This window comes from Kinneretia sp. DJ1R-11 (assembly GCF_025717595.1).
GTDB lineage: Bacteria > Pseudomonadota > Gammaproteobacteria > Burkholderiales > Burkholderiaceae_C > Paucibacter_A.
The window spans coordinates 219,111-244,941 of the sequence record NZ_JAJIRR010000009.1 but is presented as its reverse complement, the minus strand read 5'-3'; the positions used below and the strand labels follow the sequence as shown (position 1 = coordinate 244,941).

At 66.5% G+C, this 25,831-nt stretch carries 20 protein-coding genes; 8 read left to right on the top strand and 12 right to left on the bottom strand.

Features of this window, described 5'->3' with window-relative positions; translation table 11 throughout:
• Positions 1 to 13 precede the first annotated feature (13 nt).
• The 3 genes from LNV23_RS23995 (at position 14) to LNV23_RS16360 (ending at position 1,902) form a co-directional block, all read left to right on the top strand.
• Positions 14 to 538: an RHS repeat-associated core domain-containing protein gene (locus LNV23_RS23995; RefSeq protein WP_318023249.1), complete on the top strand. Its 525-nt coding sequence runs from the start codon at positions 14 to 16 to the stop codon at positions 536 to 538.
• Positions 532 to 1,098, top strand: coding sequence for an RHS repeat-associated core domain-containing protein (locus LNV23_RS16365; protein ID WP_263563947.1), 567 nt, complete (start codon positions 532 to 534; stop codon positions 1,096 to 1,098). Before LNV23_RS23995 ends, LNV23_RS16365 begins: the two co-directional genes overlap by 7 nt.
• 315 nt (positions 1,099 to 1,413) lie before the next feature.
• Positions 1,414 to 1,902, top strand: coding sequence for a hypothetical protein (locus tag LNV23_RS16360; protein ID WP_263563946.1), 489 nt, complete (start codon positions 1,414 to 1,416; stop codon positions 1,900 to 1,902).
• A 235-nt stretch (positions 1,903 to 2,137) separates the two neighbouring features.
• Here the strand turns inward: LNV23_RS16360 and LNV23_RS16355 are convergent, their stop codons facing one another.
• Both LNV23_RS16355 and LNV23_RS16350 read right to left on the bottom strand, forming a co-directional pair.
• Complete coding sequence (locus LNV23_RS16355) at positions 2,138 to 2,887, bottom strand: GNAT family N-acetyltransferase (RefSeq protein WP_263563945.1); 750 nt, start codon at positions 2,885 to 2,887, stop codon at positions 2,138 to 2,140.
• Between the two features lie 56 nt (positions 2,888 to 2,943).
• Positions 2,944 to 3,519 (bottom strand): hypothetical protein, encoded by a 576-nt coding sequence (locus LNV23_RS16350; RefSeq protein WP_263563944.1) that lies wholly within the window; start codon positions 3,517 to 3,519, stop codon positions 2,944 to 2,946.
• Between the two features lie 344 nt (positions 3,520 to 3,863).
• On the opposite strand from LNV23_RS16350, the gene LNV23_RS16345 reads away from it, so the two are divergent.
• On the top strand, positions 3,864 to 4,238 hold the full coding sequence (locus LNV23_RS16345) for a hypothetical protein (protein WP_263563943.1): 375 nt from the start codon (positions 3,864 to 3,866) through the stop codon (positions 4,236 to 4,238).
• Between the two features lie 14 nt (positions 4,239 to 4,252).
• On the opposite strand, the gene LNV23_RS16340 is transcribed toward LNV23_RS16345, so the two are convergent.
• From LNV23_RS16340 to LNV23_RS16310, 7 genes are all read right to left on the bottom strand, one after another.
• Positions 4,253 to 4,882 carry a hypothetical protein gene (locus tag LNV23_RS16340; RefSeq protein ID WP_263563942.1) on the bottom strand — a complete coding sequence of 210 codons (630 nt, stop codon included), beginning with the start codon at positions 4,880 to 4,882 and terminating at the stop codon, positions 4,253 to 4,255.
• 188 nt (positions 4,883 to 5,070) lie between these two features.
• Positions 5,071 to 7,371 (bottom strand): M14 family zinc carboxypeptidase, encoded by a 2,301-nt coding sequence (locus LNV23_RS16335; RefSeq protein ID WP_263563941.1) that lies wholly within the window; start codon positions 7,369 to 7,371, stop codon positions 5,071 to 5,073.
• A gap of 124 nt (positions 7,372 to 7,495) precedes the next feature.
• Positions 7,496 to 8,548 carry a Rossmann-fold NAD(P)-binding domain-containing protein gene (locus LNV23_RS16330; protein ID WP_263563940.1) on the bottom strand — a complete coding sequence of 351 codons (1,053 nt, stop codon included), beginning with the start codon at positions 8,546 to 8,548 and terminating at the stop codon, positions 7,496 to 7,498.
• 87 nt (positions 8,549 to 8,635) lie between these two features.
• Complete coding sequence (locus tag LNV23_RS16325) at positions 8,636 to 9,496, bottom strand: hypothetical protein (RefSeq protein ID WP_263563939.1); 861 nt, start codon at positions 9,494 to 9,496, stop codon at positions 8,636 to 8,638.
• Between the two features lie 80 nt (positions 9,497 to 9,576).
• Entirely contained in the window at positions 9,577 to 10,419 is an 843-nt protein-coding gene (locus LNV23_RS16320; protein WP_263563938.1) for a hypothetical protein, read from the bottom strand.
• 107 nt (positions 10,420 to 10,526) lie between these two features.
• Positions 10,527 to 11,363, bottom strand: a complete 837-nt coding sequence (locus tag LNV23_RS16315) for a hypothetical protein (RefSeq protein WP_263563937.1) — start codon at positions 11,361 to 11,363, stop codon at positions 10,527 to 10,529.
• Positions 11,364 to 11,757: 394 nt separating this feature from the next.
• Positions 11,758 to 13,995 (bottom strand): patatin-like phospholipase family protein, encoded by a 2,238-nt coding sequence (locus LNV23_RS16310; protein WP_263563936.1) that lies wholly within the window; start codon positions 13,993 to 13,995, stop codon positions 11,758 to 11,760.
• A 282-nt stretch (positions 13,996 to 14,277) separates the two neighbouring features.
• Here LNV23_RS16310 and LNV23_RS16305 point away from each other — a divergent pair, with 282 nt between their 5' ends.
• Positions 14,278 to 15,288, top strand: a complete 1,011-nt coding sequence (locus tag LNV23_RS16305; protein ID WP_263563935.1) for an RDD family protein — start codon at positions 14,278 to 14,280, stop codon at positions 15,286 to 15,288.
• Between the two features lie 8 nt (positions 15,289 to 15,296).
• Here the strand turns inward: LNV23_RS16305 and LNV23_RS16300 are convergent, their stop codons facing one another.
• The 3 genes from LNV23_RS16300 to LNV23_RS16290 form a co-directional block, all read right to left on the bottom strand.
• Positions 15,297 to 15,686 carry a hypothetical protein gene (locus LNV23_RS16300; RefSeq protein WP_263563934.1) on the bottom strand — a complete coding sequence of 130 codons (390 nt, stop codon included), beginning with the start codon at positions 15,684 to 15,686 and terminating at the stop codon, positions 15,297 to 15,299.
• A 98-nt stretch (positions 15,687 to 15,784) separates the two neighbouring features.
• Complete coding sequence (locus tag LNV23_RS16295) at positions 15,785 to 18,496, bottom strand: serine/threonine-protein kinase (protein ID WP_263563933.1); 2,712 nt, start codon at positions 18,494 to 18,496, stop codon at positions 15,785 to 15,787.
• Positions 18,497 to 18,500: 4 nt separating this feature from the next.
• Positions 18,501 to 19,052 (bottom strand): ECF-type sigma factor, encoded by a 552-nt coding sequence (locus LNV23_RS16290; protein ID WP_263563932.1) that lies wholly within the window; start codon positions 19,050 to 19,052, stop codon positions 18,501 to 18,503.
• A 278-nt stretch (positions 19,053 to 19,330) separates the two neighbouring features.
• On the opposite strand from LNV23_RS16290, the gene LNV23_RS16285 reads away from it, so the two are divergent.
• The 3 genes from LNV23_RS16285 to LNV23_RS16275 all read left to right on the top strand — a co-directional run bounded on the left by LNV23_RS16285 (position 19,331) and on the right by LNV23_RS16275 (position 25,829).
• The gene (locus tag LNV23_RS16285; RefSeq protein WP_263563931.1) at positions 19,331 to 19,906 is read left to right on the top strand and encodes a diguanylate cyclase domain-containing protein; all 576 of its coding nucleotides are present in this window, start codon (positions 19,331 to 19,333) and stop codon (positions 19,904 to 19,906) included.
• Positions 19,907 to 20,054: 148 nt separating this feature from the next.
• Complete coding sequence (locus tag LNV23_RS16280; RefSeq protein ID WP_263563960.1) at positions 20,055 to 24,056, top strand: two-component regulator propeller domain-containing protein; 4,002 nt, start codon at positions 20,055 to 20,057, stop codon at positions 24,054 to 24,056.
• Between the two features lie 57 nt (positions 24,057 to 24,113).
• Complete coding sequence (locus tag LNV23_RS16275) at positions 24,114 to 25,829, top strand: alkaline phosphatase family protein (RefSeq protein ID WP_263563930.1); 1,716 nt, start codon at positions 24,114 to 24,116, stop codon at positions 25,827 to 25,829.
• Positions 25,830 to 25,831 lie beyond the last annotated feature (2 nt).

Sequence of the window (25,831 nt, the reverse complement as noted above, 5' to 3'; positions counted from 1 at the left end):
CTACGATCCGACGATGGGCAGATATGTTCAATCAGATCCCATAGGGCTGGCGGGAGGAATCAATACCTATAGCTATGTTGGGGGGAATCCGGTCAGCTACGTTGATCCGGCAGGCCTTCAGTCGTTGGAGTTCGGGGGGGTCACCGGAATTGGTCCTGTGCCCGGGCCAGGAGCGACGCTAACGTTTGGGCGCAATCCGAATGGCTCCGGGTTCGCCGTGCTGAAGGTCGGTTTGGGGTGGGGAGGTGGGTGGTCCCTCGACCCGTTGGGAAATCAGCCAGGCGATCGACCGTGTCAGTGCGCGTCATGGACTGGGACGGCTGGCGGCTTCGCAGAGGTTTCTGTCCACGCTGGCCCTTCGATTCTCGGAATCGCACTGGACAAGGGCAGGAGCGCTAATAGCTGCGGCAAGGCAGATTACGGCGGCGTCAGCCCTAAAGCGGAGGTGTCCAGCATAGGCATGCAGGCTCAAGCTGCTGCCGGTCTCAAACTCTCTATTGGCGGCGGTGGTTCGGCACAAGGAGGGTGCACATGCTAGGCGGTTGGCCGCGCCGAGGGCAGCGCGTCGCTTATGTGCTCATCTTCGTTCTATTCACTGTCGTCACGATGGCGCTTTTGCTGAAAAGCGAGCCTTACGAATTTGCCGAACACTACGTCGCGACAGATGAGCACGTAGAGCGAACTACCGGTGTGCAATCTTCCATGTACCTGGCATGGTGGAAAGGTTTCAGGTACACGTTCAGCGATCGAACCGGCGAGGCCTACTTCAACTTTAAAGTTGAAGGTACGCGCGGTCGTTTCGACGTCCGTGTTGATCTACAGAAGCAGCAAGGTCAATGGATAGTCGTCCGAGCAAAAGCCTTCTCCAACGAAGGAAAGGCAATAGACATAGTTCCTGAAAAGACGAAATTGCAATCTGACCCGATTGGGCGAGCGGGCGGTATCAACACCTATGCATATGTTGGAGGTAACTCGATCACGTATACGGACCCTCGCGGGTTAGAAAATCCTGGCTTGGGACCTTACTCCCCGCCGATCAATAGTCCCGCCATGGTTGCCTATTCCCAGTACTGGGCTGGTTCCAAGTCTCAAGGCTAGTGCGCACGCTACGTCCGATATGCAATTGAGGAAGGTGGTGGCGACGCGAGAAGTAGGCCTGTCGCTTCTGCAGACTATGCCAAGACGCTCGTTCGTGAAGGTTTCGTCGGTGTCAGCAATTATGGCTACTCTGCACGGGCGGGCGATGTTGTGGTGTACCCCCGCGTCCCCGGACACGGTTCCGGACACATTGCCATCCATACAGGATCCAATTGGATCTCGGACTTCCGGCAACGCAGCATTCTGGTGTCTCCAGACTACTCAACTGCACAACCCGAATTCTTTCGCCCGAACTGTTCTTGTGAGTAGCATTCGATGACGCCAACCTGGGTTCAGTCAGCGGCCATTAGCTTGGGACTGGCAGTCACGCCGGTGCCGGCGGTTGAATGCGCGATCAAGCAGCCGGTGGAAGTTGCGCAGAGCTTCTTTCGCTCCCATTACATGTTTCTAAGCGAGAAGGAGCCGGCGGATTCACTATCTGCAGCGCTAGCAAAGTTAGTTGCGCGTGAGCTCGCCTGCCGCGAACAAGGGCAGGTCTGCGCCGTAGATTGGGACTTCTGGACCAGCGCTCAGGACGGAGATGTCCAGGGCGCTGCCAAATCTCGGCTTGTGTTTGAACGCCCGGAGTTGGCCAAGGTGGATCTGAGATATTTTTTCAAACCGACACGCGATTCGAAAGCGACCTCGCTCCGGGCCGATGTTCTCCTAGTTCGCGAATCTGATAGCTGCTGGCGGATCGACGACATTCATCGTGACGGCAAGTCTCTGAAGAGGCTACTTGCCGCAGCACCCGATCCGAAATGACCGTGTGGTTTCGAGGTCGGTGTCCACGGAATCGGCAGCAGCCCAGATCCAATTGGCTTGGCCGGTGGTTCCTGCCGCAACAGCTATAGAAGTTGCCTCGGGTTTGACCTGGCCGTATATACCTTGAGCAGCGGACTTTGTTCTGCACTGGTGTAGTCACCAGTTCTTCCGCAAGCTGAGAACTCGCAACTTCTATCCTGGCCAATAACCGCGCCAACGCCGGCTACCGCACCGCTCACTCCGCATCGTCAGCCGCGACCACTTCCCAACTGCCAAACAGACTGAGCCCCGCAGCGCGCGCCAAAGCGGCCGACGCAGTGTTGTCCGTCTGGCAGCGGTATTGCATCTCATAACCCTGTTCCTGCGCGTGACGAGCGATCGCGCGAATCACGCGGCGGGCATGGCCCTGGCCGCGGTATGGGGGCAGAGTCAGCACGCCGACATCGGCAATCTTGCTTTGTTCGTCATCGTCCGCATCATCATCCCAGGGGTACATGCTGGCCGCACACACCAGGCGCTCGCCTTCGAAGGCGCCCAAGACCGCCCAGTGGTCGAGCTCCACGTAGGCATCGTCCAGATCTTGCTCCGAGGCTGAGGCCTGGAACTCGGCGAAGGCGGCCGCGTCCGCGGCAGTCAAGAGGCGCACGCCCGGGGCCGGCTGCTCCAGTTGCAGGCTGTGTTGATCGGCCTCGCTGAAATGGAAGACAAGGTCTGCGCCGTGGAGCTGGACGTGGTGTTCGCTCAGCTCTTGCCGCAGCAGGGGCTCGTTCAGGCCGGGCAGGCGGGCGAGCTCCAGTTGCTCGGCGACTTCGGGCCTCAGGGCGATATGGACCCGGCCATCAGCGCGGCTCAGGATCATGAGCCGTCTATCTTCGCCCAAGTTGGGATTGACGACGACGGTGAAGTCCTCGTCCTGAGACAGTCGTTCGCCGACGAGGAACTGGGTGTTCCAGAAAGCCTGGATCGTGGGTGAAAACAGTGACATCGTCGAAGCGGCCTCACGGCCTGATAAAAAAATAGGGTGCCGTACAGGGTTCGGCGTCAGAGACCCTTCAGCTCCAGCCGCATCAGCTGAAACTGCACTTCACGGCCCACCGGTTTGAGCGAGACCAGGCGGAAGTTCTTCTCGGTGCCGACTTTGTAGACGCGTTCGTCACGGTCGCCGCTGACGTCGCCGCAACCGTTGGGGTCTTTTTCCTTGCGGCTCTTGCGGGCCTGGGCTGCCACGGCCTCGGGGCTGCCGGGGCTGCAGTCCAGCACCGTGCCGTAGTTGGAGAGGGCCTCGCGGTAGTAGCGGCTGACTTGTTCCAGCTCGTCGTTGCTGGCGAATTTGGACACCACCAGCTTCATACCGAAGGGGCCGAAGGAAAAGCCGATGGTGGCGTTGCCCTTGTCTTCCTTCTTGTCGTCCTTTTTGTCGCGGTGCATCCGCGCGCCGGGGTAGGCCGGCAAGCCGATGTCTTTGAGGTCCGCTTGTTCGCTGATGTCCATGCCGGCCCTGAAGGACTTGCTGGGCTTGTTGGCGTCGTCGCCGGCCTGTGCGGCCGAAGCCATCAGGCCCAGACCGAGGCTGAGGGAAAGGGCAAGGGTGCTGAAGAGGCGGGGGCTTGTCGACATGGCGGACCTTACGAAGTTGTGCGGAGCACCCCCGGCAGCGAGGGCATGGATCGCAATGTAGGGGCGAGGTTCGCGCCCAGCCAGCCGGCTCCGACCGTCTGCAGCTTGGGCGGCACAGAACGCACGAATCAGGCGCGAAGCGAAACGAAAGTGGCGCCGGCATGACGCTTCAGGCCTCGATTCATGCAGTGGGTCGCAAAACGCAGGACGGCCGTGTCGGCCCTTCCTAGGATGCGTCCATCTGCAGTGATCCAGGCTCCAAGCCGCGATTCACCGGCAGTGTCATCTCTGACCCGATCAGCAACCATCCACCCAAGGCCAGCGCCTCGCTGGACAGCCCATCCATGAAGACCGACATTCGCTCCCTCTTGACTTTCTCCGCCGCCGCCGCGCTGGCCCTGCTGGCCACCGGCTGTGCCATCCACGTGACGCACACCGAAGGCGGCAACAGCAGCAAGCTGAGCATGAACGCCGCCGGCACGGCCAGCTTCCAGTGCGTGGCCAGCCCCAGCGGTGAATGCCATTACGCGCTCTACACCAGCCGCTGCAGCACGGCCGAGGGTGAAGGCGGCCAGCCCGCCACCACCTGCACCCATCAGGTGATCAGCCAGTTCACCGTGGCCGCAGGTCAGACGCATGAAATGCGTGACCTGCCGCAAGGCTTCAAGCAGTGCATGAAGACCAGCCAGAAGCCGCAAGTGCCGTCCTGCGGCAGCTGAGGCGCGAGGCCGCCTCAGCCTTGGGGTGAGATGCGGCCCTCGGTCTCGCAGCGTTCGACCGGTTTCGGGATGTCGCCCTCGAGGTTTGATATCCAGCAGGCATCAAGCACCGAGCAGTAGCAGGCCTGCACGCTCAGCTTGCGCTGGCGGTGCTGGTCAAAGCGGTTCCAGGCCGCAAAGCCGGCGGCGTCGGACTCGGGTGGGCGGTCCCAGCCAAACAGCTGGATTTCCTTTCCGGCCGAGATCAGGCGCGGCGCGATGGTCGTGGTGCTGAGCAGCAGCTTGCGCCCGAGCTCCGGCGCCACCTCGTCGACCATCTGCATCACATGTGGGACCGGTTTGCCGTTCGACTTGAGCTCGAACCACACCACCCGTGCCGGGCCATTGCCCACGTTCTGCACCGTGAAACTCAGCTGCGCCTTGCCGCCCACCTGATTGCCAGTGCCGAACTCCAGCAAGGGTGTCGAGTTGGCCATCACCAGCCGGGTGTTCTCCTTGACCAGGGCCGCCATGGTCTGGCTGGTGCGCCAGGAGCCATAGACGGCGGCCACCGAGCTGAGCAACATGCTGCCGGCCACGGCGATGTGGAACCAGCGCGGCGCCGGGCCGCTTTCGGGTTTGCTGAGTTTGGGCAGGTCGATCACAGGGCGGACTTCAAGATGGGTCGAACAAGGACCGCACTGTAGCTGCAGAGCTTGAGAGTTTTCGTAGCGAGCCGCCGTCAGGCTAGACGGCCGGCGCGCAGGAACCGGAACGTACTTCCTGTACGTGAGGATTCCGAGAACCGGCCAACGACGCCTGACGGTGGCGCAGTAGAAAAGCTCTTAAGCTCTCAGGGCGTGTACGTGACCTTGAGCGTGACGCCGCTGTAGCTGGCATAGGCATACAGGCCGATGTAAACATAGCCCGGAGTCGGCGTGGGCAGGCTGCAGCTTTCGGTGTTGCCATTGCTGTCTTTGAGGCAGTCGTAGCTGCCCGCGTCGGGGGCTTGGCCGTAGCGCACATACAGGTCCAGGTCGCCGGTGCCGCCGCTGGTGTTGACTACCAGATTGCGCGCCCCCTGGGGCAGCAGCACGCGGTAAAAGCTCCAGTTGCCCGTGCTGGCGGCCAAGCCGCTGAGGCTTTGGCCATTGCTCAGCACCGGCGTGGTGTCGACCGCCACACGCACGGTCTTGCTGGTGCTGCTGCTCTTGCCTTCGTCGTCGGTCACTGCGAGGTTCACTGCGTAGCTGCCGTCGGCCGCGTAAACATGGTTGACGGTGGCGCCGCTGCCGGTCTGGCCATCGCCAAAGTTCCAGCTTCGGCTGACGATCTGGCCGTTGTCAGCGCTGCGGTCGGTGAACGTGACGCTGCGCTCCTGGGGCACCGCGTCGAAGGCGGCCACCGGCGCGGTGCTCGCGTTCGGGTCGATGCGGATGAAGGCGGCGCTCAAAGCACCCCAGTTGCCAGCAGCGTCGCGGCCGCGCACATAGACCAGATGCGGGCCCGGCGCCCAGGCGCTGGTGTCCACGGTGGCGCGCACGGCCTCTTGCTTGCTGTCAAACACGCCGTCCACCGCCTGCATGGGCCGCGGCGAGGCCTGGCGGCCGCCGGGTGGGAAGTCGACATAGAACTGCGCTGCGGCAATGTTCTGCGAGGGCTCGACGCCATTGCTGTTGTTGTAGCGCGTGTCGTCGATGCTGGCGCTGAGTTGCAGCACCGTGCCCGGTGGCACACCGGTGGCCGCCAGTCCGCTGATGTTGACATTCAGAGCATCGGGGCCGGCAGGGGTCTGGTAGGGCGCGCGCACCACCTTGGCGGCGTAGATCAGGGCCTGCAGATTGCTGGGCAGCAAGGTGTTCTGGTAGTAGCCGCAGGATTCAAAGAAGGCCGTGCCCAGCTCGAAGGTGAAGGCGGCCACGCCCAGTTCGCCATAACTCGGGCCGTCGCTGGTGCCATCGGTTTCGTACAAGGCCACGGAACGTTGCGGCGTGTGGCCGTTCCAGAACGCGAACTTGCGGCCCAGGGTGGCCAGCTGCGTGTCATTGGGCGCCGGCGTGCCGTTCGAGCCCCAGGGCCAGAGCAGCAGGCGGCCGTGGCTGTGGATGTCGAGGTGGATGCCGCTGGCGTCCAGAGGCGCGGGGTCGTCGCGACCGGGGCCGCGGCGGTCGCGCCAGAGGCGGCGGATGTAGGCCTCCACGGCTTGAGTCTCGGGCTCGGAGGCCGCGCTCGGGCCGCGGTAGGTTTCGGAGCAGGCGTTGCCGCTGGAGCCGGTGGCGGTGCCGAACCAGTCGTAGCCGAAGTTGCGGTTCAGATCGGCGCCGCGCGAGTTGCTGTTGGCGCCGCAGTAGGCGGTGTTGGTGTTCTTGCGCCAGAGCAGGCCCGTCTCGGCCTTTTTGCGGCCGTCGGGGTTGGTGGCCAGCAGCAGGTGGATCTCGTGCTGGTCGAGGATCCAGGTCATGTCGGCGTCAACGCCGTGGCCGTTGACCAGGCGCTTGGCGAACTCCAACACCAGGGGCGTGGTGGCGTACTCGCGGGCGTGGATGCCGGCGTTGATGAAGAGCTTGGGCTTGCCGCTCGGGTAGGCCGCGTTGCTCAAGCGCAGCACGCGCAGGTCGTAGCCACCCTGGCCCTGGGTCTTTTGCCAGGAGTCCCCGATGTCCACCCAGCGGGCCAGGTCGGGGCGCGCCGCGATCAAGGCGTCGCCCTCGGCGAACACCTCTTCCACCGTGGGGTAGCAGCTGTAGTTCGGAATGCCGACAAAGCTGGGCTGCGGCCCTCCCGGGGCGCGCTGCTGGCGCTGCTTGGCGGCTTTTTCCTCGCTGCGTGCCAGGGCCAGCTGACGACCCTGCCATTTGGCATCGGCCTGCAAGCTGAATCCGAGAGCGCGCAGCTCGCGCTGCTCCTCGGCATTGGCGTTCACCACCACATAACCGAGCTCGTACTTGGACTCCAGGGTCTCGAAGCGGCTGTGGGCAATGGCGCGAGCCTGCTGGATGTCGCGGAAATAGGCGCGCACGATGCTGCGGCTGGCCATCTCCTGGCCGGCGATGCCCGGGCCGACCGTGCCCTGGCTGCCCGCCGCCTGAACCGGAGCGTGGCCCAGGCCGAGCAGGGCCAGGGTGGCGGTGAGGATGGGCAGGGTGTGTTTCATGGGGCCAGGTCTCGCTGCGGTTGGCTGCGCCGGATGAAGCGCTGCAAACGACCAGTTTGCGCAGCGCGACCGGCCACGCCCAGCGGTGGAAACCCGCCTCGCGGCCTGCTGTGGCGCTGGCGCGTTAGGGGTTTACCAGCGCAGCCGGCCGCCAGGCTTCGAGCAGTGCGCGTTCGCGCTCGCGGCTCAGGCATGGGCTGCTCGGGCGCGGGCCAGCGTTCAGCCAGGCAGCCGTGTCGGCCAGGGTCTGGGCCAGCGCGGTGAAGCGCAGTCCGGCCACTTCGGCGGCTGGGTTGCGCATGTCCATCATGGCGTTGTCGGCTTCGGGCAGCCAGTAGGGCAGGTCGGCAAAAGGTTGGATGCCGGCGGCCAGGAGGCCTTCATCCGGCAGCCAGACCAGCTCGGCCTTGCTGCCGCAGGCGCTATGCGCCGCCTCCAGCAGGCCACCCATATTGAGGCCGTCGGCGCCGACGGTGTTGAACAGGCCGCCTTGGCGCGCCTCAGCCCGCTGCAGGGCAAAACGGGCGATGTCGCGGGCGTCGATCAAGCGCACCGGCCGCTCGGGCCGGCCCGGCGCCAGCACCGTCTCGCCATCGCGGGCTGAATCGGCCAAGCGCTGCAGCCAGTAGGGCAGGCGCGGGCTGTAGTCATAGGGGCCGACGATGAAGCCCGGGCGCAGGATCAGGGCGCGCTCGCCCATCAAGCCCTGAACGGTGCGCTCGCACAGCACCTTGAGCCCGCCATAGGCCGCGCCATAGCCGCCGCCAGATTGCGAGCCCTTGGTGCCGATTTGAGCCTGGGCCTGGGCCTCAATCTGGTCCAATTCCGCAGCGCTCAGCTCGGCCACCGCTGAGGCTTCGTCGGTGTCCGCCGTGATCGTGGGGTAGACCGAGATGGTGGAGACCAGACAGTAATGTTCGACGGCATCGCGCAGCAGCTCGGCGCTGCGGCGAGCGGCGCTGGGCAAATAGCAGCTGGGGTCCAGCACGGCATCCCAACGCCGGCCGCGCAGGATGGACAGATCGCCTCGTCGGTCGCCCTGTAGCTGTTCGACGCCGGCCAGCAACCGCCCCTGGTTGCCGCGGTTGAACAGCGTCACCTCATGGCCGGCGGCCAGGGCTTGTTCGGCCATGTGTCGGCCAAGGAACTGAGTGCCGCCGAGGATCAGGAGTTTCATGGTGGGTGCGTCGCTGTTGGAGCTCATTCTTGCCCTCACCTTCGACCCATCCATTGGTCACACCGGGTCAACCCGGGGCATGCGCCCTCAGAGCCGGGCGGCGATGCGGGCTACGCGCATGTCGCGGTCGGAGACGGTCTTGCTCAACAGCACCGGCCCGCTGGCGCTGTTGCGCAGGCTCAGGGTGTAGTCGGCGGCGTTGCTGGTGTTCAGGGGCAGGCTGACCGAGGAGCCGTCGGCGGCGGTGACGCGGAGTTCGTTGGCCGCGTTTGCGCTGGCCGTCAACAGCAGGCTGGTGACCGGCGACTTGACGATGGTGATGCTGCGTTGGTCATAGGACACACTGCTGCCCTGGCGTTGGGTCAGGCGGATGTCACCGTATTCGCGTACCGTGTTGGAGTAGCTGTAAGTCAGCGTGCCCTGGCTGCTCGGCGTCGGGCTGCCCGGGATGTCGAAGGCGAAGGCACCATTGACGACGATATTGGGTGTGTCGACAAAGGCTTTGGGATACAGCACATTGATCAGCTTGACCTTGACACCCGCGCTGGCTGCCTGGCTGGCGTCGATTTCCCACTGACCCGACTGGATCTGGACGTTGATCATGTCGCAGTCCTGGGCGGCGTAGCGCCAGATGTCACCGCTGCGCTCCAGACTCAGGCTGCCGCTCTTGGCGCAGGCGTACTTGCCCGAAACCGACTGGGTCTTGTAGAGCTCCAGCACGCGCTCGCGCAGCAACTGTGCCGTGTCCTGGTAGGCATGCAAATGGGCGATATAGCCGATCGCTGCCGCGTTGAGCATGGTGTCGGTGTTGATCTGCTTGATCTCACGGTCAGGCGTCAGCGCCAAGGTCTCGCTGCTGCCTCCGCCGCAGCCGGTCAGCAGGGCGGAGGCCAGGGCCAGAGCGGTAGGGGCACAAAGAAGGTGGGGCAGGTTTTGGTGGGTCGTCATGGCTGCAGGGTTTGGCCGGGGCGCGGTTGCGCCGCCTGGCATTTTGACTGGACTTGGTGTGCTTCGGACCTCAGCCGGGCTCAGAGTCGTGCTTTGACAATGGCCAGCTGCAGGTCCTTGCGACTGATCTGACGGCTGAGCACCACAGGCCCCTGGGCGCTGAGGCGCAGTTCCAGGACATAGTCGCCGGTGCTGCCGAGGTCGGTGCTGACGTTCGACCCGTCGGCGGCAGAGACGGTCATCAGCCGCCCTTGGCGCAGCTGCATCCTCAGCGGCAGCGGAGTGCCGGGCGAGCGGCTCACCAGCAGGCCGCGTTCCTGTTGGCTGCCGGACCCACTGCTGAAAGAGCCGGACAAGGCAATTTGCTCGTAGATCCGGGTCTCGCCGCCATAGCTCAGGCTCAGCCGGCCCTGTTGCTCGAGGCCGCCAGCGCCGGGTTTGTCGACGCTGAAGCTGCCGTCCGCCACCATATCCGGGATGTCACTGTAGAACTTGTGGAAGACCAGTTGCTTGATCTGCAGATCCAGGCCCATGCTCGCGGCCTGGCTGGTGTCGAGGGTCCAGCTGCCTGAGGCCAGCTGGATATTGATGTTGTGGCAGTCGAACGCGCTGTAGCGCCAGATAGGCCCTTCTCGGATCAGCTTCAGGCTGCCGCTGACTTTGCAGGGGTAGCTGCCGCTGAGCGTCTGGGTCTGGTAGAGATCCATCACCTGGCTGCGGAAGAGCTGGAAGATCAGGGTCTGGCTGTAGTCATCGGCCACCAGGGCCACGGCGAGGCTGGCCAGCATCTGGTCCGGCGTGATCAGCTTTTCTTCGCGGCTGGGAGTCAGTTCGAGGCTTTGGGCGCTGCCGCCGCCACCGCAGGCGCACAGCAGGGTCGCCGTCAAGGCCGCCAGGGAGGCGCGGGTGAAAGTGCTTGTCATGGTGCGGTGAGCTCAGTTCGGCACATGCGGTCGCCCGGCGCCGTCGCTCCCGAAAGCCTCGCGAGGCCTTCGGGACCGGACGGGATGCCGAGCCTGAGGGCGAAGCCTCAGGTGCGGGCGCGTTTGAGGGCTGCGTCCAGCTCGGCCTTTTGCGGGTACAGGGTTTCGATGCTCGGGTCGCCGGGTGTGCCGCGCAGCTCGAAGATGTCACGTCCGTCGGCCGCCTTACCCGAGCGCAGGTTCGACTGGTCTTCGGCTGTGAGCGTGAGCTGGCCGTTTGTGTTGGGGTTCGCGCTCATGCTCATGCTCACGGTCAGGGGCAGCTCGAAGCGCGCCGCCACCAGCTTGGCGCTCAGCGTCGTCTGCCCGCCTGCTGCCAGGCTGGCACGCAGGCTGTAGGCGCTGTAGCGGTCGGTCTTGCCATTGCGCAGCACGCTCAGTTCGCCGTCCTCGCTGCTGTTGCTGTTGTCGGTCTTGCTGGTGAACTTGCCATCCAGGGTCTCCACCGCGATGTCGCCGTCCATGCGGTAGTTGAGCGCCTGGAAGCGGTGCTCGGCATTCAGCACCGAGCTGTCGTAGCTGATGCTGTAGCTGCCTGAGATCAAGGTGATTTGCTCCAGCTGGCAGTTGCTGACCGTGAACACGCGCTCCTTGCCATTGCGGCTCAGCCCCACGGTCCCACCTTTGGGGCAAGGCAGCTGGCCCGGCGTCTGTTCGACCAAGGGCAAGGCCAAGGACCTGCTGGCCTGCATGGCCCCCAAGCGCTCGAGAGCCACCGCGCCCGTGGCCACGGCGTCGAGGTAGTTCACATTGGTGATCTTGGCTTTGGTGATGGGCTGCGGCTCGGGTGAGCCGCCGTCGCTGCAGGCGCTCAGGCCCGCAGCCAGGCTCAGGGTCGAAATCAGGCCGGCGGCACGCAGGCTCAGGATGGATGGCTTGTTCATGATGTTTTGAATTCCCAGTGTGGTGAAGGGAGGTGTCAGGCAGGGCTCTGCCACGACGACCTTGTGAGTCATCGACAGGAGGTGTTCAGGAGTGGGCCGCTTCAGTGCGGCGCTGCGAGCCGACACGCGGGGCCGTGTACGGCTCCGTGCTGGCTGAGTTTGAAAAACATGGGGCACCCTCCCTGGATGGTGGTTTGCGGTGCCCGGCGCGGTCGTTTGAATCTCAGCGGGCGCTGCAAAGCCCTGTGTTTCAGGGCGATGCGCAGTGTCTGAGCCCGCCTTCGTCTTGGCGAGTGACTTGTGGCACAGGGCCTCTGTTGCAGCCCTGGGTGTCGAATTTCGCTACCAAATCAGGCTCTGTAAGCTGGGCGTTACGTGGCCGCAGGCTGGCCGCTCACCAGACCGGGCCGACGAAGAAGTAAAGGCGGCCGCCGCCATCGCGCGTGGCTCCCAGAGCCAGATAGACCGGGCCGAAGCGCGAGTCCACCGCGATGAAGCCGCTGGCCGCAAAGCGATTCAGCTTGCGCAGATTGCGCTCGCCGTAGGGCACAGCCAGCTCCTGGCCCAGTTCCAGCGAGAAGCCGGCACGCACGGCGTCACCGAAGCCGACCGGCATCTGGCCGACGCGGCGCGCCAGCACCACGCGGGTCAAGGCATAGGACTGCGTCTTGGAGCTCGGCTCGCTGCCCGAGAGGCGCAGAAAGCCGCCCAGGCCTTCGCCTTGCGGCAGCTCGATGCGCGCCTCGCCCAGGCTGCCGGCATAGGCGCCGTAGATGTGGCCGGCCCATTCGCCGCGCCGGAAGGCCTGCATGAACTTGAGCTGGTAGGTCGAGGCCTGGCCTTCCACGGTCAGCGGGTAGCGGCGCAGGGCCAGGTTGAGCAGGCGGCCGCTGCTCGGGAAGGCGGGCGCGTCCAAGCTGTCCAGGCGCCAGCGGAATTCCGGCACACCGAAGTTGGCGCGGATGCGGTAGTCGGCGTCGCGATAGTCCGAACGGATGCGCAAGCCCGCCAGCTGCACATCACCCCAGGGGCCGAGCTGCCGGCCCAAGGCGAAGCCCAGATGCGCCATGTCCCATTGATAGGGCTTGAGCGATTCGTTGTCGCGGATGCCCATGATCTCGAGCGAAGGCTCGACATACCAGCGAGAACCGGGCCCCAGCGGCTGCATCACGCTGGACTTGAGCTCCTTGTAGCTGCCCAGCTTGACGCTGCTGCGCAGCTCGGCGCCCCAGCTGTTCAGCCAGCTCAAGGTGTGCAGGGCCGACAAGGTGTTGCGGTTGAAACTCTTGAAGTCGCTGGCCAGTTCGATGCCCATGCGCAGGCGGCTGCGTGCCCAGGCCGCTTCGGTCACCGTCATCACGACCTCGCGGTGCCCCTCATCGTCGCTGACCTGGGTCTGCACCCGCTCGAAGTCGCCACGCCCATAGAGTTGGGCGCTGGCCTGCTGGATGCGCTCGCGGCTGGTGGACTGGCCGGGCTGCAGGTCGATCTCGCGTTGCAGGGCCTGCGGGTTGGTGAAGCGGCTGCCCTGAATGCGCAGGGCCGCCAGCGGCAAGGGCCCGGCCTCGGCCTGGCTGCGCAGGCGGCGGCGCTCTTCATGCAGGGCGTAGCGCGGCGCGGGCAGGGCGAGCGCGCGCAGGCGTTCGCTGGCTGCCAGGGCGGTCAAGAGGCCGTCGTCGATGGCGCGCTCGGCGGATTCGAAATCGGTCAGGCCGATGCCGCTCATTTCCGGCGTCAACAGGATATCGGCGCTGCCCAGCTCCTCCAGCGAGCGCTCGACATTCTGGGTCGTCAGGATCTTGATCATCTGATCCGTGACGCTGAGCGCGCTCTGGATCTCCTGCTCATCCAACAGGGGCGAGCCGACATTGACGGCGATGATCACGTCGGCGCCCATGGCCCTAGCCACGTCGACGCCGAGGTTGCGCACCAGGCCGCCGTCCACCAACAGCCGGCCCTTGACCCGCACCGGCGAGAACAGCCCCGGCACCGCCATCGACGCACGCATGGCCTGGTTCAGCGGCGTGTCCTTGAGCACGACCAGGCGACCGTTGACCAGATCGGTGGCCAGGGCCTGGAAGGGCAGGGCCAGTTGATCGATCGCTTGCTCGGAGCGCTGGTTGGGCGCCAGCCGCTCCAGGGTGAACTCGAGCGCGCTGTTTCCGGCGGCCGAACTGGGCAGCAACAAGCCTTCCCGGTCCAGGCCCAGCTCGATGCGGGAGGCCAGCAGCCGGTCTTCCTCGCGGCGCCGGAAGCTCAGGTCCGGGCGCGCGGGTCGGTCGGCCAGGATGCGGGTCCAGTCGGCCGTGCGCACCAGCTGCTCGAGTTCTTCGACGCTGCGTCCGGCCGCATAGGCGCCGCCGACCACCGCCCCCATGCTGGTGCCCACGACCAGGTCCACCGGCACTTGCAGCTGCTGCAAGGCCTTGAGCACACCGATATGGGCCAGGCCGCGTGCACCGCCGCCCGACAGCACCAGGCCGACGCGTGGCCGGCCGGCTTCCGGCGGGCCGCCGGCGGGCGCGGCCGGCGCCAGCGTGCTTGCCGCGAACAGGGTGAAAAAGCACAGCGTCAGGCTGCGCAGCCCGGGGTTGGCTGTGCGGCGGAGCTGATGGGGAACAGGGCTTTGCATCGTCGCTGGGACCTTTCTCCGATCTTCAGACCCGCGAGTGCGCGCGTCTGGTCGAATTGTTGGACTTAGAACTTGTCCGCAATAAGGCGGGTCAGAGGATGGCAATGCGTTCAAAGCGGCCGCCAGCCGACCCCGACTATTTACGGATAAGTTCTTAGGCTCCTCCGAGCCGGCGGCGGCGATTGTCTGTCATGGCGTGTGACTCACAGCTGGCATCGCTTAGAGTGCAGCCGACGGCCACGACCGCCTTGCTATCCCTGCCCCGCCACTGCCTGCCCTCCCATGCCCCAAGATCCGCGCGCCACCGTCACGCCTGAGGACTTCAATGTCGCGCCCGAGCTGCTCGGCCAGCCCCTGGCCACGCCGCGCCAGCGGGCCCTGGCCATGGGCATCGATGTAGCGGTGCTGGCCTTGGTGAGCCAGCTGGCCAACAACTGGCTGATGATGGCTGCGGCCCTGGGGCTCTACACCTGGCTTCGCCAGTTCCGACCCGAGGTGTTCGCTCGCCTGCGCTGGCGTCGGCGGCAGCGCGGCGAGGCCGGCGCCGAACTGGCGGCGTCACCGCCCCCGATGCTGCGGCCGCAGCGGCGCTGGTTGGCCTGGCTGCTGGTGGCCTGGTTCAGCTACCAGGGCGTGGTGACGCTGTTTCAGGGCGACCCGGAGGCTGATGCCGAGTCGGCGGTAGAGACCGCCAGCCAAGCGAGCGGCACATTCAGCAAGGCCGAGTTGCGCGAGTTGCGTCAGCGGGCGGAGGAAGAGCCCGATGAAAGCGTCGATGCCGTAGATGCCGCGGCATCAGCCGCAGTGCGAGCCGCGGCCCATGAGTCGCACCACCAAGCTTTGCACGGTGTGCTCCGAGCGCAGGAAAAGCAGCTGGATCAGCTGCGTGAAGAAGTGGTGCTGGCCGGCCAGCCCCAGGCCATGCGTTGGCTCAAGGCCGCCCAGCGCTGGATCGATGAGCTGCTGCGCCACTATGTGACGCCGGCGCTGTATTTCTGCCTGCTGCCCCTGCTCTGGCCGGGCCAGACTCTGGGCAAGCGTCTGGTGGGCCTGCGTGTGCAGGAACTCAGCGGCAAGCCCATGACTCTGATGCTGGGCTTCAGGCGTTTTGGCGGTTATGCCGCGGCCACCGTCACCGGTGGCATCGGCCTGCTGCAGATCCTCTGGGACCCGAACCGGCAGGGGCTGCAGGACAAGACGGCGCACACGGTGGTGTTGGACCTGCGCGCGCAGCGGCGCCTGCCGCCGGTGTCTGAGGGCCAGCCTTCACCGCCGCCGCAGACACCGGACTGAGCGCGGCCTCAGTTGCCGTTGTTGCGGATCTGTGGGTCGTAGCTCGGATAGAGCGCGCTCGTGTTCGCATCCGAGAAGACCAGGATCACGCCCTTGGTGCTGCTGCCGTCGGCCGGCATGGGGATGGTGACCACGCCGTTCACAGCGGTGACGAAATTGCTGGTCGAGCTGGCCGCCGGCTGGTTCAGCGTGTCGTAGGTGGCGCTCTTGAGCTGCAGGCCGGACCCGCTGGCCTGGGCGATCTGGCAATTTGTGATGCCCTGGCCGTAGACTAGGGTGCCGGAGATCGGCTGCTGGCAGGCGGGGTCAGCGAAATAGCTGCAGCTCGCATTCATGGGTGAGCTGCGGCTGCCCGTGGGCGATGCTTTGACGTAGTAGATGCTGGTGGTGTTGCTCATACGAAACCCTCTCCGGAATGTGCCGGTCCGTTGCTTGATTCATGCCAATGAGCCGGTGAGCTTGTTTCATATGCCAGCACTCGCAGCCGGCGCTGAGCTCAGCGCCGCTGTTCCAGCCAGTCCCGTTCTTCTTTGACCTCGGCCTCCCGGTTCAGGCAGGAATGTGCCCGCACCCAGCTGCGGGTGATGCCGTGATGAACGCGCAGCAAGGGCCTTTGTTTGTCCAATTGGGTCACCAGTGCCTGACAGAGCGCTGCCCCGGCCGCCGCGCTCTCGTGCTGGCTGCGCCAGGCCGCCAAGGCCAGCTGCTGCTGGGCAAAGGCGTCCAACAGAGGCAGGTCGGTGGGGCTGCGTTTCAGCCCGTCCTGCAGCGCATCGACCCATTGGGCGAGGGCCTCGCCGGCGGCTTGAGCTTGCCCCGCCGCCTCCAGTGCCGCCGCCAACTCCAGGCCGACCTTGACGCGCAGCGGCAGACGGCGCAGGCCTGCCGCCGCTGAGGCCTTCTGTGCCTGCTCGCGCAATGCCTGGTCCAAGGCTTTCGCTTGCGCCAATTGAGCGGCTCTCGTGTGGCTGCGCAGGGCCAGCTGACCGGCTTCGATCCGCTGCAACTGCTGTTGCCAGCCGCGCTCATTGGGGTCCTGGCGCAGCAGCTTGCGCATCAACTCGGCGGCTGCCCGGTATTGCTCTTGCGCGAGCTCCGTGTGCTTCAGTGCGGCCTCGGCCTGGGCGATCCAGTCGCGCACGGTGGCAGCGCGGGCCGTCCAATCGAGGTCGGCTGGCGCCAGGGCTCGATTGGCTTCGACATCGCGCAAGGCCTCGATGAACAAGGTCCGGGCTTGTTGCAGCTCACCTTGCCAAAGCAAGGCGGTTCCCAGCCAGGTCAGGCTGTCGGCCAGCTCCGCCTTGAGGCCCAGCTGCTGCGGGTCCTGGCTCAGAGCGCGCTGTTTCAGCGCAATGGACGCCTGGAACAACCGGGTGGCTCCGGGTAAATCACCGCTGTCCAGTTGCAGGCTGCCCAGGCTGTTGAGCGCATAGGAGAGCTCGACCATGGCGTCCAGCTCGCCCGGTGCTGCGTCCAGCCAGGCTTGGCTGAAGTCGCGATAGGCCTCGAATTGCTGGCGCGCTTCTGCAAAGTGCCGCTGCGTGTAGTGCACATGGCCCAGCCAGAACGCGGCAGCACCTTGTGCCCGGTACCAAGGCCCCGCCAGCTCAGGCTCTGGCTGTGCTTGTGCAAGCAAGGCCTGGGCCGACTGCAGCGGCGCCACGGCGGCGTCGAGCTGCAGCTTGGACACCTGGACTTCTCCCAGCACGGTCAAGGCCTTGGCTTGTTGCAGCCGCGCCTGCGGGCTGGGCGGCGCCGCATTGGCGCCACGGGCTGCGCCCAGATGGGCCAGGGCCTTGGCTCCGACGCTGTCCAGCAGGTCCAGTCGGCCGACCGGGCGCAGCTTGTCGGCGAATTCGCCCAGGAGATAGCTGAGCAACTCATCCGATTCGCTGCTGCGCTGGCGTGCGACATGTTCGGCCTGCTCGGCCCGTCGGGCCTGGCTCAGGCTCAGCGCGGTCAGGGATGACAGGCCCAGCACGGCCGCGCTGCCCGCTGCCACCCAGACGCGATGCCGGCGCAAGAACTTGCGCAAGATATAGCCCGGGCGGTCCGGCCGCGCCAGGATGGGTTCATGGCCCAGCCAGCGCCGCAGGTCTTCGGCCAAGGCTGCGGCATTGGCATAGCGCTCGGCCGGCGCCTTTTTGAGCGCCTTGGCGACGATGGTGTCCAGGTCGCCGCGCAGCTGGCGGGCCACGCCGCTGGGCACGCGCTCTGACACTTTCTTCGGCTCCACCTCGACCAGGGTGCGCAGGCGCTCCAGCGGGGTGGTCTGCGCCTCGTCGCGGCCCTCGGTCGGGTGCTGGCCGCTGAGCAAGAGGTAGAGCAGCACGCCCAGGGCATAGACATCGGTGGCCGTGGTCACCTCGCCACCCTGCACCTGCTCGGGCGCGGCATAACGCGGGGTGTAAGCGCGTCCAGCCACCCGGGTCAGCTCGGTGGCAGCGCCGGGGGGCGTGGTGTCATCGTCGGCGGCGCGGTTCAGCAGCTTGGCGATGCCGAAGTCCAGCAGCTTCACCTCGCCAGCCGCCGTCACCAGGATGTTGGAGGGTTTGAGGTCTCGGTGGAGGATCAGGCGGGTGTGGGCATGAGCCACAGCGGCCAGCACGTCGAGGAACAGGCGCACCCGGGCTTCGCAGTCGAGACCACGCTCGACGCAAAAACGGTCCAGGGGCAGGCCGTCGATGTATTCCAGCACCAGATAGGGCTGCTGGTGTTCGGGCGCCACGCCGGCATCGATCAGGCGGGCAATGTGCGGATGGGTCAGCCGGGCCAGGATCTGGCCTTCGCGGGCGAAGCGGCCGGCGTCGCCGCGGCCCAGCAGTCCGGTGTTCAGGAACTTGATCGCCACCTGGCCTTCGAAGCGACCGTCGGTGCGGCGGGCCAGCCAGACCGTGCCCATGCCGCCCTGGCCGATCTCGCGCTCCAGGGTGTAGGCGCCCACGGTCTGGCCGGCCTGGTTGTGGGCGCTGGCGGCCTCGGCCACGCTGAGAGCGGGGCTGGCGAGAAAGTCCTCGGCCTCCAGCGCCTCTTGCCGGCGCAGCAACTCGGCCAGGTCCTCGATCAAGTCTGGGCTCAGCTCGGGGCCCAGCTCGGCCTGATCGCGCAGGGCTTGCAGGCGGGCGGGGCGCTGCTCGGGCACCAGGTCCAGCAGTTCATCGAGCAGGGGGCTCAGGCGGGCCCAGCGGGCTTTGTCGATCTCGGCCATCCGTTCAGCTCAGGGACATGGACAGGAACAGCCGGGCTTTCTGCCAATCACGCTGCACGGTGCGCTCGGTCACGCCCAGGCTTTCGGCGATCTCGCTCTCCAGCAGGCCGCCGAAGTAGCGCATCTCCACCACCTGGGCCAGGCGTGGCTCCAGGGCGGCCAGCTCCTCCAGCGCCTCGTGCACGCGCAGGATTTGCTCGTCGCCTTGCGGCGGCAGATTGGCCACGGCCGTGTTCAGGGTCAGCTGCTCCAGGCCGCCGCCGTGGCGCTCGGCCTGGCGGCTGCGCACCAGGTCGATGACGATGCTGTGCATCACCTTGGCGGCGTAGGCGAGGAAATGTTTGCGGTCGGGGAAGGCGAGTTGGCCGCTGGCCTGCAGGCGCAGATAGCTTTCGTGCACCAGGCCGGTGGGGTCGAGCAGGGTCAGGTGGCCAGCCTGCTGCAGGCGGCGTCGGGCCAGGCGCTGGAGGTCGGCGTAGAGCAAGGCCATCACCTGATCGGTGGCCTGGCGGTCGCCGTCTTGGGCGGCGCGCAGCAGTTGGGTGATGTCGCTCATTGGGCAGGCACTCTAGCAGCCGGCCGCGACCTCAATTTTTTTCATCGGCCATGTCGGGTTTGCGCTGCGGGCTGCGTTTTAACAAGGGAAGGCACGACAGCTTGTCGATTCCAGGGAGGCCACACAAGGGGCTGTCGAAGGGTGTCGTGCCTTCACCCGCAGCGCGGGTGTCAGGGGCCGGCTGTCATCGGCGCCGCTGGCGCCGGGGCTGCCAACCATCAAAAAAAGAATCTGCGACCGTGAACAAGATCACTGCCGTTTGGGACCGAGGGAACACCATGCCAATGCCTTTGCCGGCCAGCCTGGAGCGACCGCGCCGCCGCGCCGGCGAGCTGCCGGCGCTGGAGCTGTTGCAAGACATGCTGGGCCTGGCCGCGTTGATGAACCGGGAGTTGGGCCAGGGGCGCCGGGTCGGCACCCGGCCGGCCTTGTTGCTGATGCAGGTCGAAGCGCGCGCCGAGCGCAGCGGCCAGGCGCTTTCAGCGCTGCAGCAGCAAGGCTTGTTGCAGGCCGTGGGGGCCCGCCTGCGCTGCCGGGTGCGCGGCCACGATGTGGTCGCGCGCATCGGCACCTTGCGCTTTGCCGTGGTTCTGCAGAACATGGAGCGGGCGCCGCTGGCGCAGATCCAGGCGCGTTTGCAGCGTGCCTTGAGCGGGCCGTATGAGCTGCAGGATGAACTGCTGTTCGCCAGTCTGCGCGTCGGCGCCGCCGCTGCCACCGGCCCGCGTGCCAGCGGACTGGAGCTGAGCCAGGCCGCCGAGTCGGCCATGGAGCGGGCGGCGCCCGACTCCAGCTGGGGCGAGCTCATGAGCTGGCAGGCCGAGCCGCGCGGCTGCCGGGCGGAGCCGAGCTGAGCACAGGGCAACACGGCATCCAGTTGGAGACGTGAAGGGCGGGCTGTTGCGCCGGCCGCGATATGCCCTGGCAGCGATTTGCCCCGATGTCTTTTTGCCGGCCTCCGGGTTAGGCTTGCACGGCCCCGTGGGAGAGACCGTCTTGCCGATGCACGCCCGAGCCCCGTACCGCCGTTTGCAGGCAGCGCTGCTGCGTCTGCTGTTGGCCGGCTTGCTCGTCCTGGGGCCAGGTCTTGCCCAGGCGGCCGCCTTGCACGGCTTGCGCTTCAATCAGCTGGGCAGCGACGACGGCCTGCCCGGCTCTGGCGTGGTGACCATGCTGCAGGACAGCCGGGGCCTGGTGTGGGTCGGCACCGGCAATGGCCTGGCCCGCTATGACGGCCGCCATTTCAAGGTTTGGGAGCCTGATCCCGAGCAGCCCGGAAAGCTCAGCCATGGTCTGGTGCACAGCCTGATGGAGGACCGCGCCGGCCAGGCGCTCTGGGTGGGCACGCGCACCGGCCTGGACCGCATCGATCTGCGCGATGACAGCTTGCGCCGCATCGCCATGCCCAAGGAGCTTGCCTTGCAGGACCAGCCTGTGCTGGGTCTGGCGCCGGCCGGGCCGCAGCGGCTGTGGGTGGCCACCCCCATGGGCCTGTTCCTGCTCGACCCAGCGAGCGGCCGCTTCGAACGCTGGCAGGCCGAGGGTTGGGCGCAGCCGCAGGAAGAACAGCGTGTGCGCAGCCTGCTGGCGGACGGCCAGGGCGGGATCTGGCTGGCGCAAGGCCATCGGGTCGTGCACATCGACGCCCAAGGGCGTTTGCAGCAGCAGCTCAACACCTTGCAAGGCAGCTCGGCCGGACAGTTCAGCCCGGTCGAGCTGCTGGCGCGCCGCCTGGCTTTTGACCGCGAAGGCCGGCTCTGGGTTGGCCTGGCTGCTGGCCTGCAGCTCTGGCGCATTCCCGCCGATGGCCGCTCGGCGCCGCAGCCCGAGGCCTTGCCCGAACACCTGCGCTTGCCGCGTGCCGTGGTCCACAGCTTGTTGCTCGATCAGGACGGCGCCATGTGGATTGGCGTGGGCGCCTCGCCCGCACTGCACCGCTGGCGCGCCGGGCAAAGCCACAGCGAGTCCTATGTGCACCTGCCTGGCGTCAGCAGCAGCCTGGCCGGCGACAGCGTGGCTTCCTTGATGCAGGACCGCAGCGGCACGCTCTGGGTCGGTACCTGGGGCCGCGGCATCAGCCTGACGGACTTGGCCGCGCGCGGTTTCAGCAGCTATTTGGAGGTGCCGGGCGATCCGCGCAGCCTGTCCAACGAGGCGGTCATGGCGACCCTGCTCGATGGCCCCGAGCATGCCTGGCTGGGCACCTATGGCGGCGGGCTGAACCGGGTGCACCTGCCCAGCGGTGACACCGAGCGCATCGACGCCTCGGCGGTGCCCTTGAAGCGCATCAAGGCCATGCTGGCCGAGCCGGATGGGCGCCTGTGGCTGGGCGGCGATGGCGGCCTGTTGCTTTACGACCCGCGGCGCGGCCGCAGCCAGGCCGTGGAGCTGGGCAATCGAACGCCGGGTGGCGCGTCCATCAGCTCGCTGCTGCGTGACCGCCAGGGCCAGGTCTGGGCTGGCAGCGCCGGCGGGCTCTACCGCCTGGACCGCGAGCGCCGCCTCAGCGTGTTTCGCGGTCAGCCTGGGCAGGCCGGCAGTTTGAGTCATGACGTGGTGGACTGCTTGTTGGAGGACCGCGAAGGCCGGCTCTGGGTCGGCAGCAAAGGCGGCTTGCAGCTCTGGGATGCCGAGAAGCAGCAGTTCAGCCAGCCTGTGCTGCCCAGCATCGACATGACGACCCCCGGCAAGCTGCCGATCTTCGGCATGCGCCAGGATGCGCAGGGCCGGATCTGGCTGGCCACCGAGATGGGCCTGTACCAGCTGCTGGCGCGTGGCGAGGCCTGGGAGATCAAGTCCTGGCGCGATCTGCCCGGCATGCCCAAGGGGGAGTTCAGCGCCATTCAGGACGCCTTGAATGGTGAGATTTGGCTCAGCAATGAGCAGGGTCTGACGCGGGTGCAGCCGGATCGCCGGCAAGCCCGCTTCTACCCCGGGCGCAGCCGTTTCGGCGGCGGCTTTGCGTTCGGCTCGGCGGCGCGCGGGCCGGACGGCAGCCTTTATTTTGGCGGGCCCGGGCTGCTGCGTTTCCAACCCGAGGCCCTGCGCGACAACCCGACGCCGCCGCAGCTGGTGCTCAGCGATGTGTTGATCCTGAACCGCTCGGTGCGCACCGTTGACCCAGTCCTTGGTGCTGCGGCCAGTGGCGCCGCGACGACGCCGGATCGGGCCCCCACCGTGAAAGGGCTGGACGGCCCTTTGCATCTGACCGAAAGCCTGCAGCTCTCGCATCACGAGACCATGGTCAGCTTCGAGCTGGCGGCCTTGCATTTCAACCAGAGGCAGCTGCTGCGCTATGCCTGGAAGCTGGAGGGCTTTGACCGCGACTGGATCTACGGCATCGGTGACCTGGGCCTGGCCACCTACACCAATCTCGACCCCGGCCACTACCGCCTGCATGCCAAGGCCGCCAATCCAGACGGCCTTTGGAGCGAGAGCCGCGTGTTGCTGGACCTCGCGGTGCAGCCGCCGTTCTGGCGCAGCTGGTGGTGGCGTGCGGGCATGGTGGGGCTGTTCTTGCTGGGCATGGCTTTGGCGTACCGATTGCGCGTGCGCGTGCTGCAGCAGAGTCGCCAGCGCTTGAGCGAGCTGGTCGAGCAGCGCACCGAGCAGTTGCAGGAGCAGCAGCAGCAGCTGGCGCGCGAGAAGCAGGCCGCCGATGCGCAGCGCGAGGTGGCGGAGAAGGCGCGCCGCGACATCGGCCTGCTCAGTGAGATCGGCCGGCAGATCACCGCCTCGCTCGATGTGGCCGCGATCCAGCAGACGCTCTACCGCCATGTCAACGAGTTGGTCGATTGCAGCGTGTTCGGCGTCGGCTTGGTGGACTGGCAGGCGCGCCAGATCAATTTCGACTTCGTCATGCAGCGCGGCCAGGCCTTCAAACCCTATCAGCGCGCGCTGGATGGGCCCGGCCCGGCGGCCCAATGCGCGCTGCAGGCGCGCGAGCTCAACCTGGCCGACCTGGGGCAGGACAACCGGGACTTGCAGCCCGAGGGCGAGGCACCGCTGCGCGCTCAGCTGCAGAGTGGCGCGGAGCCGGACGAGGCGCATTCGGGTCTCTATGTGCCCATGATGCTCAAGGGCGCGGTTTTGGGCGTGATCAGCGCCTTGAGCCCCAGGCTGCGCGCCTTTGGCGCCGCAGACCTGGACATTCTTCGCACCCTGGGCGCCTATGCCGCGGTCGCCCTAGACAATGCCGAGGCTTACCGGCGCCTGCAGATCACCCAGAACCAGCTGGTCGAGCAGGAAAAGCTGGCGGCCTTGGGCTCGCTGGTGGCCGGTGTGGCCCATGAGCTCAACACGCCGATCGGCAACAGCCTCTTGATGGCCAGCACCTTGAGCGACAGCAGCAAGCGCTTTTTGCAGCAGGTGCAGTCGGGCGCGCTGCGGCGTTCGGAACTGGAGCGCTTTTGCCAGACGGCCGAAGAATCAAGCCAGCTGCTGGTGCGCAGCCTGGGGCAGGCGGCCAGCCTGGTGACCAGCTTCAAGCAGATCGCCGTGGACCAGACCTCGGACCAACGCCGCGTCTTCGACCTGGCCACGCTCTGCCGCGAGGTGGCTCTGACCCTGGGCAACCGCCTGCGCCGCGATGAGCATGATCTGCGTCTGGACGTGCCCGAAGGCCTGACCCTGGACAGCTTCCCGGGGCCGCTGGGCCAGGTGCTGACCAACCTCATCATCAATGCCGTGGTTCACGGGCTCGACGGCCGCAAGGGTGGCTTGCTGCAGTTGCAGGCCGAGGCCCTGGACGGCGATCGCCTGCGCCTGCTCTTCAGCGACAACGGCCGCGGCATCAGTGCCGAGAACATCGGCCGCATCTTCGACCCCTTCTTTACCACCCGACTGGGTCAGGGCGGCAGCGGCCTGGGCTTGCACATCAGCTACAACATCGTCACCGCCACCCTGGGCGGCAGCATCGCCGTGCGCAGTGCTCCGGGCGAGGGGGCGCAATTCGAGATCGTCCTGCCGCGCGTGGCGCCGCGCGGGCCGGCGCTGTCGCCATGATCGACTAAGCTTGCGCCTCCACGCCCTCGTGCTTGTCTGTTTCACCACGCTTCCACCATGCATTCACCTTTGCCCAGACTTCCTCTCGCGGCCCTGGCCCTGAGCATCACCTTGGCCCTGGCCGCTTGTTCGAGCGCGCCTTTGGCTGAGTCCGCCGGCGCGTCCGCCGCTCCGGCCGCCGCGGCAAAGGCGCCACCCAAGCTGGTCGTGTTCCTGGTGGTGGACGGCTTGCCCATGCGTCAGGTGCTGGCCTACCGTGAGCAGCTGCAGGCCGACGGCTTCAAGCGTTTCCTCGACCAGGGCGCCTGGTTCTCCGATGCCCGTTATGCCCATGGCCACACGGTCACGGCCGCCGGTCACGCCACCATGCTGACCGGTGCCTACCCGCAGCGCACGGGCATCATCAGCAATGAGTGGAACGACGCTCAGACCTTTGCACCGGTCTACAACACCGGCGACACCGCCTATCAATACATCGATCACAAGACCGACCCGCTGGCCGGCACCAGCCCGCGCAATCTGCGCGCCGAAACCGTGGGTGATGTGCTGCGCACGCGCCAGCCGGCGTCCAAGGTGATCGGCATCTCGGGCAAGGATCGGGGCGCCATCCTGCCGGCCGGCCACAAGGGCACGGCGTATATGTATATGAGCGAGGACGGCCAGTTCGCCTCCAGCACCTACTACATGAGCAGCCACCCGCAGTGGGTGCGCGATTTCAATGCGGCCAAGCCGGCCGATGCCTTCTTCGGCAAGGCCTGGGCGCCGCTTTTGCCCGAATCGGCCTACGCCGGTTCGGTGCCCGACGGACAGCCCTGGCAGTTCAATGGCGGCAATGGCAACCGCTTGCCGGCGGTGCTGGGCGCCAAGCACGAAAAGCCGGGCCCGCTGTACTACAGCAACATCCTGCCCTCGCCCTATGGCGATGAGCTGACCCTGGCCTTTGCTCGCGCCGCCATTGAAGGCGAACAGCTGGGCGCCGATGCGCAGACCGACATCCTCTCGGTCAGCCTGTCCAGCCATGACTATGTCAACCATGCCTTCGGTCCCGAGTCGCGTCTGTCGCACGACCATTTCCTGCACCTGGACCGTTATTTGCAGGGGTTCTTTCAGTACCTGGACCAACGGGTCGGCCGTGCCAACTACCTGGTGCTGCTGACGGCTGACCACGGCTTCGCGGATTCGCCGGACTGGGCCAAGACCCAGGGCCGCGACGCCGAGCTGCTCAATCCGAGCGTGGTCATGACGGCGCTCAATGCCGGCCTGGTGCAGAAGTTCGGCGAGGGCCGTTGGGCTGTCAAGTTTTCGGCCGCCGGCGTGCTCTTCGACCACCAGCTGATCGCGGCCCGTGGCTTGGCGCCTGCTGATGTTCATGAAGAAGCTGCCCGACTGTTGCGCGGCATGAACGGCATCGTCGCCGCCTTCACACCCGCGCAGCTGGACAGTGCCGACACGGCCACGCCCTTCCTGGACGCCATGCGCAAGGCCTGGCACCCTGAGGTGTCGGCGCCGGTGCAGTTTGTCATCAAGCCCAACTGGCTGTTCAGCTCGCGCGCCGGTGGCAGCTCTCATGGCACGCCGCACCGCTATGACCAGCATGTGCCCATCCTGGGCTGGGGTCCTGCCTGGCTGGGCCGCGGAGAGGTGAAGACGCCGGTGGAGGTGGTGGACATTGCGCCGACCCTGGCTGAAATCCTGCAGGTGCCGGCACCGGCGCAGTCGCAGGGGCGCCCCCTGCCGCTGCCGGGCGCATCGCCCGCAGCGTTGGCCCGCTGATG